General features: G+C 64.6%; 12 protein-coding genes. 4 read left to right on the top strand and 8 right to left on the bottom strand.

Features of this window, described 5'->3' with window-relative positions:
- Nucleotides 1-5 precede the first annotated feature (5 nt).
- From FOM02_RS45195 to FOM02_RS45185, 3 genes are all read right to left on the bottom strand, one after another.
- Nucleotides 6-1,022 (bottom strand): alpha/beta fold hydrolase, encoded by a 1,017-nt coding sequence (locus tag FOM02_RS45195; RefSeq protein WP_027565065.1) that lies wholly within the window; start codon nucleotides 1,020-1,022, stop codon nucleotides 6-8.
- 157 nt (nucleotides 1,023-1,179) lie between these two features.
- On the bottom strand, nucleotides 1,180-1,983 hold the full coding sequence (locus FOM02_RS45190) for an MBL fold metallo-hydrolase (protein ID WP_027565066.1): 804 nt from the start codon (nucleotides 1,981-1,983) through the stop codon (nucleotides 1,180-1,182).
- A gap of 68 nt (nucleotides 1,984-2,051) precedes the next feature.
- The gene (locus FOM02_RS45185; protein ID WP_167336470.1) at nucleotides 2,052-2,204 is read right to left on the bottom strand and encodes a hypothetical protein; all 153 of its coding nucleotides are present in this window, start codon (nucleotides 2,202-2,204) and stop codon (nucleotides 2,052-2,054) included.
- On the opposite strand from FOM02_RS45185, the gene FOM02_RS45180 reads away from it, so the two are divergent.
- On the top strand, nucleotides 2,146-3,345 hold the full coding sequence (locus tag FOM02_RS45180) for an MFS transporter (RefSeq protein WP_027565067.1): 1,200 nt from the start codon (nucleotides 2,146-2,148) through the stop codon (nucleotides 3,343-3,345). The genes FOM02_RS45185 and FOM02_RS45180 overlap by 59 nt on opposite strands.
- A gap of 195 nt (nucleotides 3,346-3,540) precedes the next feature.
- On the top strand, nucleotides 3,541-4,491 hold the full coding sequence (locus FOM02_RS45175; protein ID WP_027565068.1) for a helix-turn-helix transcriptional regulator: 951 nt from the start codon (nucleotides 3,541-3,543) through the stop codon (nucleotides 4,489-4,491).
- On the opposite strand, the gene FOM02_RS45170 is transcribed toward FOM02_RS45175, so the two are convergent.
- The 3 genes from FOM02_RS45170 to FOM02_RS45160 form a co-directional block, all read right to left on the bottom strand.
- Nucleotides 4,488-5,495, bottom strand: coding sequence for a zinc-dependent alcohol dehydrogenase family protein (locus FOM02_RS45170; protein WP_027565069.1), 1,008 nt, complete (start codon nucleotides 5,493-5,495; stop codon nucleotides 4,488-4,490). The genes FOM02_RS45175 and FOM02_RS45170 overlap by 4 nt on opposite strands.
- Nucleotides 5,496-5,510: 15 nt before the next feature.
- Nucleotides 5,511-7,124, bottom strand: a complete 1,614-nt coding sequence (locus FOM02_RS45165; RefSeq protein WP_027565070.1) for an acyl-CoA synthetase — start codon at nucleotides 7,122-7,124, stop codon at nucleotides 5,511-5,513.
- A gap of 116 nt (nucleotides 7,125-7,240) precedes the next feature.
- Nucleotides 7,241-8,008 (bottom strand): FadR/GntR family transcriptional regulator, encoded by a 768-nt coding sequence (locus tag FOM02_RS45160; RefSeq protein WP_035731838.1) that lies wholly within the window; start codon nucleotides 8,006-8,008, stop codon nucleotides 7,241-7,243.
- Nucleotides 8,009-8,174: 166 nt separating this feature from the next.
- On the opposite strand from FOM02_RS45160, the gene FOM02_RS45155 reads away from it, so the two are divergent.
- Nucleotides 8,175-9,380 (top strand): ABC transporter substrate-binding protein, encoded by a 1,206-nt coding sequence (locus tag FOM02_RS45155; RefSeq protein WP_027565072.1) that lies wholly within the window; start codon nucleotides 8,175-8,177, stop codon nucleotides 9,378-9,380.
- Between the two features lie 43 nt (nucleotides 9,381-9,423).
- Here the strand turns inward: FOM02_RS45155 and FOM02_RS45150 are convergent, their stop codons facing one another.
- The gene (locus FOM02_RS45150; protein WP_027565073.1) at nucleotides 9,424-9,912 is read right to left on the bottom strand and encodes a DUF2059 domain-containing protein; all 489 of its coding nucleotides are present in this window, start codon (nucleotides 9,910-9,912) and stop codon (nucleotides 9,424-9,426) included.
- Between the two features lie 35 nt (nucleotides 9,913-9,947).
- Complete coding sequence (locus FOM02_RS45145; protein ID WP_027565074.1) at nucleotides 9,948-11,153, bottom strand: OpgC domain-containing protein; 1,206 nt, start codon at nucleotides 11,151-11,153, stop codon at nucleotides 9,948-9,950.
- 451 nt (nucleotides 11,154-11,604) lie between these two features.
- On the opposite strand from FOM02_RS45145, the gene FOM02_RS45140 reads away from it, so the two are divergent.
- Nucleotides 11,605-13,461 carry an alkaline phosphatase family protein gene (locus FOM02_RS45140; RefSeq protein WP_027559828.1) on the top strand — a complete coding sequence of 619 codons (1,857 nt, stop codon included), beginning with the start codon at nucleotides 11,605-11,607 and terminating at the stop codon, nucleotides 13,459-13,461.
- Nucleotides 13,462-13,475: the final 14 nt, after the last annotated feature.

The following is a 13,475-nucleotide window of genomic DNA, read 5'->3' as shown; positions in this document are numbered from 1 at the left end:
GGACCCTACTTGCTGAGCAGCGCCGCGACCTCGGCCTTGAGAAAGGCCGTGTCGCGCGGATTGTTGACGGGATTGCCGGCGCGATGGCCGTGCTGCGAGGGGATCGGATGCAGCACGGCGGATTTCGCGTTGACGAGCTTGGGAAGCTCGTCCTCGTTGTCGCGGAAGTCGAAGTAGCGATCGGTCGCGCCCGGCATCAGCAGCACATGCGCCTTGATTGCCGCCAGCGCACGATCGAGATCGCCGCCGAACGCCGCACATGCGCCGATATTGCCGCGCTGCCAGATGCCGGCCTGCGCCAGCAGGTCGTTGGCGTCGCGGCGAGCGAAGGTCGTGTCCCAGTTGCGGGCGAGATAATCCTCGAGCGAGATGAAGCCGGCCTCGCGCCAGAGCTCGTCGCGATAGAAGCCGTGCGACATCGCCCAGCCGGCATAGACGCGCCCCATGGCGCGATAGCCGGCAACCGGCCTCTCGACGAAGCGGCCGCCGCGGAAGGCCGGATCGCCAGTCAGCGCCGCCTTGACGCCTTCGAGGAAGACATAATTGTAAGGCGCGCAGCGCGCGCTGCCGCAGACCACAGCGGCGCGCGCGACCATGTCAGGATGCAGTGCCGCCCAGTGGTAGGTCTGCATGCCGCCCATCGACCAGCCATAGACCAGTGCAAGCTTTGCGATGCCGAAGCGCTCGGTGAGGAGGCGATGCTGAACCGCGATCGCATCGTGATAGGTGATCTCAGGATAGGGCCCTGCGGTGTTCGACGGCGAGGACGACAGGCCGTTGCCGAACAGGTTCGGAATGATGATGAAGTAGCGCGTGGGATCGAGCACACCGTCGGGCCCGATCAGCCATTCGGTGTCGAAGTGCTGCGCACTGAACGAGGTCGGATAGAAGATGACGTTATCCTTGGCCGCGTTGAGCGTGCCGTAGGTCTTGTAGGCGAGCTTCATCGCGGGGAAGACCGCGCCGGATTGAAGCGTGACGTCGCCAGCCTCAAAGATCTCGTAGTCGCGCTGCCCGGTCATGGACCAACTCCCTCGCGCGGCCGCAGAACCCGCCCGCCGGGACAACGATGCATCGATCGTGCCGGACCGGCAAACGCATCGTTGCGCCTCGCTCAATAACTGTACTTGTAGTACATTTATTTGAGGGAGGCAACGCGGATTTCGGCCGTCGCGCAGCTCAGGCGATAGCGGCGATGTACCGCTGCACCGAGGCTTCAAAGGCGGCCTTGGCGCCCACCGCGATGTTGCGGCACCACCAGGCGCCATAGATGCGGTCGAAGGTAAGCGGCGCGACGGCGGCCGCAATGCGCCGCGCCGCGGCGGCACCGAGCGGCATGTAGTTGGGATAGGAATACATGAAGCTGACGAAGCGGCGGTCCATCGTCACCTGCGCGATATCGCCGGTCAGCAGCGCGCCCTTGCCGTCTGCACCGCGTCCGTAGTGCAGCATGGTGGCGCCGGCGAAATGACCGCCGGTGCGCAGCAGCAGCACATCGTCCGAAATGTGATGCTGATCGCCGGTCCAGTGCACGATGGAGGGATGCGGGCGTGTCACCCATTGCCGATCATCCGCGTGCAGATAGGCCGGCACGCCGCCGAAGGCCTCGCTCCAGTCGGCAACCGCGCCATAGTAATGCGGATGCGAGATCGCGATCGCCTTCAAGCCGCCGAGCGAACGCACCTGCTCGACCGCCTCCGGCGTTGCCAGCGGGATGCAGTCCCACATCACGCAGCCATCGCCCAGCGGCACAAGCAGCGCGCGCTGGGCGATGGCAAAGCTCGGCTCGAGCGCGAGGCCGGTGAGGCCGAGATCGTCGCGCCAGACCAGGCGATGGCCGTCAGCCAGCGCTTCGCGCGTGAGAAAAGTCTGCCCTTTCCAGTTCACGAACTGCCGCTCGTCCTCGCAAATCGGACAGGACGCAGGCGGCTTTTCGCTGGCCGGAAATTGCGCGCCGCAGGTTTCGCAGGTCCAGAGAGGCATGGCCAGGATCCAGAAAGGGACATCGTCCCGCATTCGCAAGCGCGAGGAACCAACGCTGTCAACGCAGGTTACGTTCTCATCCATGCCGGCGCAATCGGCCGGTCATCACGATCAGCTTTGAACGAGACCTCACTCGCCGGCAGGAACATTTTCAGCGTCTCGATGACATCGCGCTCCTCACCACCCCGCATCTGGCCGCTGTTTGCAGTCAATTTCTTCATGGCCGACATGCAGTCGGGCATCGGGCCATTCGTCGGCGTGTTCCTTCAGGAGCGCGGCTGGGCAACCGGACTGATCGGCACCGCGCTGACGATCGGCAATGTCGCGGGCATGCTGGTCACGACGCCGATCGGCGGCTTCATCGATTCCAGCCGCAACAAGCGGCTATGGGTCGTCATTCCCGGCATCTGCGTGGTGCTCGCCTCCGCCATCATCCTGCTCTCGCAGAACTTCTGGGCGGTGACGTTCTCGCAAGTGGCGCAATCGCTGGCGAGTGCCGCGATCGTGCCGGCGGTGACCGGCATCACGCTCGGCATCGCCAAGCAAAAAGGCTTCAACGCGCTGAACGGCCGCAACCAGGCTTTCAACCACGCCGGCAACATGGTCGGCGCCGCGTTGTCGGGCTATCTCGGCTACAGGTACGGCTATGTCGCCGTGTTCGTGCTGGCGGCGGTGTTCGGCGCGATCGCGATCGCCTGCGTGCTGATGATTCCCGCCAAGGCCATCGACGATCGCCAGGCCCGTGGCAGCAAGGAGGACGAGAGCAAGAATCCACCGGATGCCATGTCCGTTCTCCTCAAGCACAAGCCGCTCCTGGTGCTGGCGCTCGCGCTTGCCATCTTCCATCTCGGCAATGCGGCGATCGTCCCGCTCTATGGCCTTGCGGCCGTGGCCGAGGGACAGGCCAATGGCCCGAGCTTCGTGGCGACCACCGTCGTCATTGCGCAGGGCGTCATGGTCGTCACGTCGCTGGTCGGCATGCAGGTCGCGGGCAAGCGCAACTATTGGCCGGTGATCCTGGTGTCGTTCATGTTTCTGCCTATCCGCGGCGTGCTCGCCTTCTTCGTCACGGGGTGGTGGGGCGTCGTGCCGATGCAGGTGCTCGACGGCATCGGCACCGGGCTTCAGACTGTCGCCGTCCCTGGCATGGTGGCCCGCTCGCTCGACGGCACCGGTCGCATCAATCTCGGCCAGGGCGCCGTGATCACCGTGCAAGGCGTCGGTGCAAGCCTGAGCCCCGCACTCGGCGGCTGGATCGCGCAATGGATCGGCTACGGCCCGACCTTCCTGCTGCTCGGTAGCTTCGGCCTCGCATCGACGGCGCTGTGGCTGGCGTTCGGGACGCACGTGAAGAAATATTGAGACCGATCGTCGCGGGAAATCCCGGCACAATCTGCGCGGCAATGCGTGCGAACAGCAGACTGCGGCACCAGGTCGCGGTCTCAGCACGTCATCGCGAGTGGCTTATCACGCAACTCCGCGCTTTTGCCGTTGCGGCGCATCCGTCTGACGATACAACCTGCCGCAACTGGCCAATCAACATGCCCATCCCGATCGATGATCCAGCCTCAACTCTCATTCGACGGCGACCCGAATGGCCCGGCCTATGAAAGATGGCGCGAGCAGTTTTGCCGTCAGGTCGCGGACGTCGATTTCGTTCCGATCGGGGAAGGACGCGTTCATCGGACCATTGCGCCGGCGTTGCTTCCTCGTCTCAGGCTGTCCGCCTCGTTCGGCACGCCGATGTCGTTCGTGTCGCTGGGGACAAACGACGAATTGGTGATCACGATGTCGCCCAATTCGGCGCTGAGCGGCACCATGGGACGGCGCCCGCTGGAGGTAGCCGCCGGCGACATCACCATCGGCGATCCCTCGATCAAGGGCGCCTACATCACCCAGACGGCGCACGGCAATTTCCAGACCGCGCTGCTGCCGCGCAAGGCGCTGCTGCGCGCGTGCCCGAATGCCGAGGACCTGATTGCGCAGTCGATCCCCGGAGCCAATCCGATCACGTCGATGTTCCTGCGCTATTACGACCTCGCGCATGCGTATGCCGACAAGCTCGCGCCCGCGGAGCTCGACGCGGTCTCGCAGCATCTGTTCGACCTCGCCGTGCTGATGATCGGCGCGCGCGGCGATGTCGCCGAGGAAGCGCGCATGCGCGGCCTTGCGGCGGCGCGCCTCGAAACCCTCAAATCCGACATCCTCGCGCAGCTGGACAATCCCGCGCTGTCGCTCACCGTGCTTTCAGCTGCGCACCGGGTCAGCCCGCGCACGATCCAGCTGCTGTTCGAGCAGGCCGGCATCACCTATAGCGGCTTCGTGCTGGAGCAGCGGTTGCTGCGCGCCGAGCGGCTGCTCCGCAATCCCAACCTGCGCACCCGCAAGATCATCGAGATCGCGCATCTCGCCGGCTTTCACGACGTTTCCTACTTCCATCGCGCATTCCGCCGCCGCTTCGGACGGACGCCGGACGACGTCAGGAAGCTGGCCGGAGAGGCCAATTAGGCGAACTCGATCACGATCTTGCCGAAATGTCCGCCCTGCTGCATCAAACGCAGCGCATCCGGCACGGCATCAAAACCGAACACGCGATCAATCACCGGCTTCATGCCGTTGCGCTCGATCGCGGCGGTCATCCCCTCGAACATGCGGCGGCTGCCGACGGACAGGCCGATGACGTGCAGGTTCTTGGAGAATAGGCTCGGGATCGCGATCTGCTGCGAGAACCCGGAGAGCACCCCGATCACCAGAATGGTGCCGCCGACACGCGCCGCCTCCAGCGACTGCGCAAACGTATCCTTGCCGCCGACCTCGACGACATGGTCGACGCCGCCGCCGGTCCACTCCGAAGCCGCCTTGCCCCACTCAGGCACCGACCGATAGTTGATGGTGTAGTCGGCGCCGAGCGCCCTGGCGCGTTCGAGCTTCTCGTCGCTCGACGACGTCACGATCACGCTGGCACCGGCGAGCTTTGCGAATTGCAGCGCGAAGATCGACACACCACCGGTGCCTTGCACCAGCACGGTGTCGCCGGGCTGCACCTTTGCTTCCTCGAAAAGCGCGCGCCAGGCGGTGAGCCCGGCGCAGGGCAGCGTCGCCGCCTCCTGGAATGAGAGGTGCGAAGGGATCCGGCTCACGCCTTCGGCGTCGAGCACCATCACCTCCTGCAACACGCCTGGCCGCGTGCCGCCGAGCGCATAACGGCGGCTGGTCGCCGAGACCTTCCCGTCGATCCAGGACTGGAAGAACATCGGGCAGACCCGATCGCCGACTGCGACGCGTGTAACGCCCTCGCCGGCGGCAAGGACTTCACCGGCACCATCCGAGAACGGGATCAGCGGCAATCTGCTGACGCCGCCCTTGCCCTGGATCGTGAGCAAATCGCGATAGTTCAGCGACGCCGCCTTTATCCGCACCGCGACCTGGCCCGGGCCTGGCGTCGGCTCGGGCAGATCAACCAGTTCCATCCCCTCGATCGACCAGTCGCGCGCGACCTGCCAGGCTTTCATGGGACGCGCTCCGCCTCAGGCGCCAAAACTCTTCTGGACGGCCTTGTCGAGGGTCTCGCCGCCGACGAAGCGCTGGCGCAGCTCGCGCTTGAGCAGCTTGCCGCTCGGATTTTTCGGCAAGGCATCCACGAAGATCACGCGCTTGGGCACCTTGAAATGCGCCATCTGGCCGGCACAGTGCTTGATGACGGACTCTTCATCCAGCGTCTCGCCGGCCTTGACCACGACGATGGCGGTGACGGCCTCGATCCAGCGCGGATCGGGCAGGCCGACGACGGCGACCTCGGAGACCTCAGGGATGCGATAGACCATCTCCTCGACCTCGCGGCTCGCGACATTCTCACCACCGGTCTTGATCATGTCCTTGACGCGATCGACCACGGTGATGTGGCCCTCGTCATCGACGGTGGCGAGATCGCCGGAGTGAAACCAGCCGCCGCTGAACGCCGCCGCGGTCTTGACGGGATCGTTGTAATAGCCGGAGAGCAGATGCGGCGAGCGGTGCACGATCTCGCCGACTTCGCCGACCTTGACGTCCTCCATCGCCGTGTTGACGACGCGCGTCTCGACGTTGAGCACGGGCTTGCCGGCCGAGCCCGCCTTGCGGAGCTGGTCCTCCGGCCGCAGCACGGTCGCCAGCGGCGCGATCTCGGTCTGGCCGTAGAAATTCCAGAACTTGACGTTGGGCAGGCGGCGCTGGAGCTCGAGCAGCACTTCCACCGGCATGATCGAGGCGCCGTAGTATCCCTTCTGCAGCGTCGACAGATCGGTCTTGTCGAAATTCGACGAGCGCAGCATCGCGATCCAGATCGTCGGCGGCGCGAAGAAGGAGGTGATCTTGTGGGCCTCGATCAGCGCCAGGATGTTGTCGGCGGTCGGCTTGCCCGTGATGACGCCGGAAGCGCCGAGATAGATTTGCGGCCCGAGGAACACGTCGAGCTGGGCGCAATGATAGAGCGGCAGCGCGTGCAGGAACTTGTCGTCCACGCTCATGCCGCCATCGATGATGCAGCTGACATACTGCCACATGACCGCTTCATGGGTCAGCATCGCGCCCTTGGGCAGCGACTCCGTGCCGCTGGTGTAGACGATCTGCGCGAGATCGCGGCTGTCGACTGACGCCTCCAGGAACGAGCCGTCGGCATCGAGAAGATCGTCGAAGGTGGTGAGGCCGGCGGGCGCCGTGGCGGGATCCTCGCCCGGCAGCCAGATCATCTTCTCGACCGCGCAATCCTTCGCGCTTGCGGCCTTCGCGGGCTCGACGAAGTCAGGGCCGGTGGCGAGCAGCTTGGCGCCGGAGCTCTTGAGGATGAAGTTGATCTCGTCCGGATTGAGCATGAAGTTGATCGGCACCAGGACGGCACCGATCCGCGCCACGGCGAAGCGCAGCGCGGCGAAGGCATGCGAGTTGCGCGAGAGCACCGCGAGACGATCGCCCTTCTTGACGCCGAGCCCGAGCAGGCCGCGACCGAGCCGGTTGCAGATCGCCTCCATCTCGGCGAAGGTCCAGCTCACGTTGCCGCAGCTCACCGCGAGCTTGTCCGGCTCGCGGCCCGCCGAGCGGCGCAAGAGATCGCCGATGGAATGCTCGCGCGCTTTCACGATGGTGGCTGCGGTGTCGCCGGTCATGTGTCCCTCCGTATGATGACTTTATCTTTTGGATTTCTTGTCTGAAATCTTGCGTCTTCTTTTTTGCGCATGATCTTGTCGGAAAACCGCTTCACACTTTTCCGGATCATGCGGCGCTACCTGCGCCGGGCCGCCTGCGCGTGCTCCATATACATGTGCTCGACGGACCGATCGAGCGAGGCGATCTTCTCGAAGCCTCGGCGCCAGTCCTGCAAATGCCGGCGCGTCCACAGCACGCCGGCCTCGCGGTCGCGGCGGCGGATGGCGTCGATGAGATGGCGGTGCGCGGCGACGAGGCGCGGGCCGCCTTCGGCCACACCCGTCACGATCATCTCGGTGGTCGGATAGAACAATTGCGCCGCCGGCTCGCGCGCGAGCTGGAGCACGCGGTTCTGCGAGGCCTTTGCGACTAGCACGTGGAATTCCGCATCGCATTCGGCCAGCGTCGCGGGATTGCCGACCACCGCCTCGCTGCGCGCGAGGTTGTCGTCAAGCTCGGCGAGGTTCTCTTCCGTCGCACGCTCCACCGCGCCTTCAATGCTCGCCACCTCCAGCGTCATCGAGGCCTCGTAGAGCTCGCGAAAGGTGACCTCGTGCAAAACCAGCGCGCGGCTGAGGCGGCTTGCGAGCTTGCTGTAACGCGGCAGGCAGGCATGCAGGCGGCGCGAAGAATCGCGCCGGATCAGCCCGCCCTCCTCCAGCACGCGGATGCCCTCGCGGATGGTCGAGCGGTTGACGCCGAACTGCCGCACGAGGTCGTGCTCGGTGCCGATGGGATCGCCCGGCTTGATGCGGCCATTGACGATCTCGCGCTCGATGGCGTCGGCGACCTTCTGGTAGGCCGGCGCGACATCGATCGGACGGAAGAGCGGCGCGAGAGGCAATTTGGGCTCCAATGGCGATTGTCCGACAAACTATAGGACTGAACTCCGAAGCGCGTCAAACTGCGGCATTGCTGCCGCATGTGCCGCAAATTGACTCCTCGAGAACCCCGCTCTAACTTTGTCGGACAAAGGGACAGAATAGTCCCGCACAAGAGGAAACGGACCCATGAGACCCATCGCAGCCCTCGTGTCTGCGGCCGGCTTGCTGTCGGCTGCCCTGATCGCTCCCGCCTCCGCCCAGCAGACGCCGCTCAAGATCGGCGTACTCTCCGACTTCTCCTCGGTCTATTCCGACATCGGTGGCCAGGGGAACGTCGAAGCCACCAAGATGGCGATCGAGGATTTCGGTGGGCAGATGTTCGGCAAGCCGATCGACATGATCTCGGCCGACGTGCTCAACAAGCCCGACGTCGCCTCCACCATCGCGCGCAAATGGTGGGAGACCGAGGGCGTCGACATGATCATCGACATGCCCACATCCGCCACCGCGCTCGCGGTGATGGAGCTGTCGAAGCAATACGAGAAGGTTCTGATCGTCACCGACGCGGCGAGCTCCGACATCACCGGAAAGTCCTGCTCGCCCTACACCGCGCACTGGACCTATGACACCTACTCCAACGCCCACACCGTCGGCAGCGCCATCGTCAAGAACGGCGGCGACACCTGGTTCTTCCTCACCGCGGACTACGTGTTCGGCCATTCGATCGAGCGCGATACCGGCGACGTCGTGAAGGCGGCCGGCGGCAAGGTGCTCGGCAGCGTCAAGCACCCGCTCAACACAGCGGACTTCTCCTCCTTCCTGCTCCAGGCCCAGGCTTCCAAGGCCAAGATCATCGGGCTTGCCAACGGCGGCGGCGATACCATCAACGCGATCAAGCAGGCCGGCGAGTTCGGCATCGTCGCCGGCGGCCAGAACCTCGCTGCAATCGTGATGTTCATCTCCGACGTCCACAGCCTGGGGCTCAAGCTCGCGCAGGGCCTGATCATCACCGAGGCCTATTACTGGGATCTCAACGACAAGACCCGCGCCTTCGGCAAGCGCTTTCTCGAGCGCGTCAAGCGGATGCCGACCATGAACCAGGCCTCGACCTACAGCGCGACGCTGCATTACCTCAAGGCCGTGCAGGCCGCCGGCACCAAGGACACCAAGACGGTGATGGCCAAGATGCGCGAGCTGCCGGTGAAGGATGCTTTCACCGACAACGGCATCCTGCGCGAGGACGGCCGCATGGTGCACAGCATGTTCCTGTTCCAGGTGAAGAAGCCCGAGGAGTCGAAGGGCCCGTGGGACTATTACAAGCTGCTCGCCGAGGTGCCGGCCGACCAGGCCTTCCGGCCGCTGAAGGACGGCGGCTGCCCGCTGGTGAAGTGAGACAGGCGGGCGCGTAGCATCCTCGCGCGCGCCCCTCCCGCATTCAGAGCTTGTGGCCCTTCTGGCGCAGCGCCTCGATCAGGCGCTGCTTCAGCTCATCGGCGGCCTTCTGGCTGACGTCCTGGCTGACTTGGGCGCTCGCCTGCGCCAGTGCATCCGACTTCTCCAGAAATTTTTGGCCCGCAGGCTGGGCGTAGAAGGCTTCGATCTGGCGCAGTTCGTCCACCGTGAAACTTTGCGCGTAGAGCGCTGCGATCTGGTCGATCATCGACGCAACGAACGGAGCATAGATCTCCGAGCCCGGCGCCGTCAGCGCGTCGTAGTCGCGCTCGATCTCTGGCCTGTCCTGGGCGACCACGGGGCGGAGCTTGAGCAGCAGCTGCGGCAGCTGCGCGCGATACTGATCCGCGATCCTCAAGGTGACCACGAGCTTGCGCGCCGCGCTCATCGCCTCTGGCGAGGGCGCTTGCGCGAAGGCCCCGCAGGCCAGCAGCAGGAGGGCGCCGGCGATCGTCAACACAGGTTTGAACATGGCCCTCTCCACGAGAATACGGGCTGGCGATTGCATCAACGGGCTGCGGGCGTCGCGGCCGACGCGCTGTCCAGGGCGGTGTCGGCCTCCTCGACCTCCGTCACCTTCACGAACAGGTTGGGCACCCGCTCGGCGCGGTCGAGCAGCCAGGCCACGCCGACCATGATGACGATGCCGAGGACGGAGACGGCGAGCTGCTCCCAGACGCCCTTGGTGTACTGGGTCAGGATCCAGTGCGCGGAGAACGACAGGAATACGCCCAGGCAGAAGATCGGCAGCGAATGCTGGCCGCAGAGGATCACCGGACGCAGCCACGGCGTACGCAGCGCCCGCCATTTGCGCGAAATGAAATGCGTCACCCAGATCGCCAGCGCCAGGAAATGGGTGAAGCGCAGCATGTCGAGGTCGGTCTTGTCGATCGGGTAGATCAGCTTGATCATCCATTTCGGGATCAAGGCCTCGAGCGCGGGGATGTGCCAGGTCATCACGATCATCAGCGCGAACAGCAGCCAGGCCGCGGCCAGCGCCATCGCCGCCTTCGACCACACCAGGGTCGCGATCTTCTCGATCTGGCCGGTGCCGCACCAGGCCGCGAACACGAACATCAGCTGCCAGCAGAACGGGTTGAAGTACCAGGTCGTGCCGGGCGGATAGGAGGCGACGTTCCAGTCGAACCAGCGCGAGAGCACGTAGAGCACGACGGAGGCGGCGAGCGTCAGGTTCGGCCGGCGCACCAGGCACCAGACGATGAAGGGCGAGGCGAACACCAGCGTGATGTAGAGCGGCAGCACGTCGAGATTGACCGGCTTGTATTTGAGCAGGATCGCCTGCCCGATCAGCTCGTCCGGATGCGCGAGGAAATTGAACACGTTGAACTCGTGCTCGTACATCGGATTGTCGAAGCGGCGCGCGGTGCGGGCGATCTGCGCCGTGAACAGGAGGAACAGCATGATGTGCGCGACATACATTTCGGCCGCGCGCCGCCACAGCCGCTTGACCGCTGCGAGAAACCAGCCGCCGGCAACGATCGGCCCGTAGATCCAGCCGACGAGGTAACCCGAGATGAAGACGAAGAACTCGGCGGCGTCGCTGAAGCCGTAATTGCGCAAGGTCAGCCACGCCACGACGTCGTGCGGAATGTGGTCGAGGAAGATCATCCACAACCCGATGCCGCGAAACAGGTCGAGCCGCAGGTCGCGCTCGACCGGCGCCAACAGAGCTGACTGGTCCCGTGCGATCATGGCCCCGCCTCGCTTGCTGGGCGTCGCGCCAATGCGGCGCCGAAAAATCGGATGCTAAAAAATCGTGATCAATACGTCACCTAACCCTGCGGCTAGCGCACCAACGGTAGCCGACCTTGACGCCCGCGCAAGGGATTTTGTGGGCGGAGGTATCGAGGCAAAGCTCGGGCGAAATGCGCCGCGAGGATGCGAAGGTGTGTCGGGAGGCCGTAGGATGGGTAGAGCGAAGCGAAACCCATCATGTTTCAGCGAGGAGAAAGTCGATGGGTTTCGCTTCGCTCTACCCATCCTACAAAGTACGCTCGCAATGACTTGTCCGTGAGGCTGAGGCCCCTCCCCCAACCCTATTGCATGCTCGTCCGCCCTTGTAACAAAACTGTCATACAGCAAAACTAAACGAAGGCGGGGGCCGCGGTCGGCGGCCATGCCGCCTCACCGCTAGGAGACTTCGATGCGCCGTTCACTGGTGTTGCTGTCAGCCGGACTGACAGTGCTGTCCACCGGATTTGCCTCCGCCCAGAACAACACGCCCCGCAACCTGATCCTGTTCATTCCGGACGGCCTGCGGGCGCTGAAGGTCACCCCTGAAACGGCGCCGGCGATGGCCGAGGTCCGCGACAAGGGCGTCAACTTCAAGAACTCGCACTCGCTGTTCCCGACCTTCACCATGGCCAACGGCTCGGCGATGTCGACCGGCCATTATCTCGGCGATACCGGCGTGTTCTCCAACACGATCTGGACCAACTACACCTCCGTTCCCGCCGGCGACACGGTCGTCCCCTTCATCGAGAACGACGCCGTGCTCGGTGACATCGACGAGCATTTCAAGGGCGACTATCTCAACGAAGAAACCGTTTTGAAGATGGCCCGCGACAAGGGCCTCAGCACCGCGGCGATCGGCAAGGTCGGCCCGACCTACCAGTGGGACCACACTGACCACCCGGAGAAGCCGGGCCAGCACTCGATCGTGATCGACGACTCCACTGGCGGCAAGAACGGCGTGGCGCTCTCGGACGAGATGAAGGACGCGCTGACCAAGGCAAGCCTCCCCCTCACCACCCCGAGCCGCGGCGACAACGGCAAGGCGGGCGATGCCAAGACGCCGGGCACCACGGTCGCCAACGTCGCCCAGCAGGCCTATTTCGCCGACGTCACCACCAAGGTGGTGCTGCCGATGTTCAAGGCCCGCAACAAGCCGTTCGTGCTGGTGTTCTGGTCGCGCGACCCTGACGGCACCCAGCATAACCAGGGCGACAGCCTCAACCAGATCATGCCGGGCATCAACGGCCCGAGCACGATGGCCAGCATCAAGAACGTTGACAACAACCTCGCCCAGATCCGCAAGGCGCTGGACGAGCTTGGGCTCGCCGCCAACACCAACATCATGATCCAGGCCGACCACGGCTTCTCGACCATCTCCAAGGAGAGCAAGACCAGCCCCTCGGCCAAGCTGAGCTATGACGACACGCCGAAGGACTTTTTGCCGATGGGCTTCTTGGCGATCGATCTCGCCAAGGCGCTCGACCTGCCGCTGTTCGACCCCAACGACAAGAACGCGAAGGTCGAAGGCAACAAGCATCCCAAGGCCGGCAACGGCGTGCTCGGAGCCAATCCGGAGAAACCCGATCTCGTCATCGCCACCAATGGCGGCTCGGACCTGATCTACCTGCCCAACAAGGACAAGAAGCTCGCCGCGAAGACGATCAAGGCGCTGCTCGAGCAGGACTACGTCTCGGGCCTGTTCGTCGACGACTCCCTCGGCCGCTTCCCCGGCACGCTGCCGCTGTCGAGCATCAACCTGCGCGGCAAGTCGGCGACGCCGACGCCAGCGATCGTCGTCAACTTCCGCTCCTATGCCAGCGAGTGTGGCGAGGCGCCGACCAACTGCTCGGTGCAGGTCGCCGACACCGTGCTGCGCCAGGGCCAGGGCATGCATGGCAGCTTCAGCCGCGGCGACACCATGAACTTCATGGCGGCCATCGGTCCGGACTTCAAGACCGGCTATGTCAGCGAGATCCCGGTCAGCAATGCCGACGTCGGCATGACCGCGGCGCAGCTCCTCGGGCTGCGCAGCTCGGGCAACGGCGGCCTCGTCGGCCGCGTGATGTCGGAGGCGCTGCCGAACGGCATCGTGCCGAAGGCCTACAAGACCGTGGAGCGCTCGAAGAAGAAGTCCGAGAACGGTCTGGAGACCGTGCTGAACGTCCAGCGCGTCGGCAGCCAGCGTTATTTCGATGCCGCAGGCTTCCCCGGCCGCACGCTCGGCCTCGAGCCGGACACCGGCAAACAAAAAACGGCGGGGAAATAACCCCGCCGCTTCGC

The sequence above is a fragment of the Bradyrhizobium sp. SEMIA genome, assembly GCF_014844175.1.
In the GTDB taxonomy this organism is placed as follows: Bacteria; Pseudomonadota; Alphaproteobacteria; order Rhizobiales; family Xanthobacteraceae; genus Bradyrhizobium; species Bradyrhizobium arachidis.
Note: the sequence above shows the minus strand (reverse complement) of the source record. Positions and strands in the feature narration are given on the sequence as shown.

Excerpts from the sequence above, each read along its gene's own strand:
- FOM02_RS45165 (WP_027565070.1), bottom strand. The coding sequence starts at position 7,124 with ATGACCGGCGACACCGCAGCCACCATCGTGAAAGCGCGCGAGCATTCC.
- FOM02_RS45185 (WP_167336470.1), bottom strand. The coding sequence starts at position 2,204 with ATGAAGAAATTGACTGCAAACAGCGGCCAGATGCGGGGTGGTGAGGAG.
- FOM02_RS45180 (WP_027565067.1), top strand. The coding sequence starts at position 2,146 with ATGACATCGCGCTCCTCACCACCCCGCATCTGGCCGCTGTTTGCAGTC.
- FOM02_RS45195 (WP_027565065.1), bottom strand. The coding sequence starts at position 1,022 with ATGACCGGGCAGCGCGACTACGAGATCTTTGAGGCTGGCGACGTCACG.
- FOM02_RS45145 (WP_027565074.1), bottom strand. The coding sequence starts at position 11,153 with ATGATCGCACGGGACCAGTCAGCTCTGTTGGCGCCGGTCGAGCGCGAC.
- FOM02_RS45170 (WP_027565069.1), bottom strand. The coding sequence starts at position 5,495 with ATGAAAGCCTGGCAGGTCGCGCGCGACTGGTCGATCGAGGGGATGGAA.
- FOM02_RS45140 (WP_027559828.1), top strand. The coding sequence starts at position 11,605 with ATGCGCCGTTCACTGGTGTTGCTGTCAGCCGGACTGACAGTGCTGTCC.
- FOM02_RS45190 (WP_027565066.1), bottom strand. The coding sequence starts at position 1,983 with ATGCCTCTCTGGACCTGCGAAACCTGCGGCGCGCAATTTCCGGCCAGC.
- FOM02_RS45150 (WP_027565073.1), bottom strand. The coding sequence starts at position 9,912 with ATGTTCAAACCTGTGTTGACGATCGCCGGCGCCCTCCTGCTGCTGGCC.
- FOM02_RS45175 (WP_027565068.1), top strand. The coding sequence starts at position 3,541 with ATGATCCAGCCTCAACTCTCATTCGACGGCGACCCGAATGGCCCGGCC.
- FOM02_RS45155 (WP_027565072.1), top strand. The coding sequence starts at position 8,175 with ATGAGACCCATCGCAGCCCTCGTGTCTGCGGCCGGCTTGCTGTCGGCT.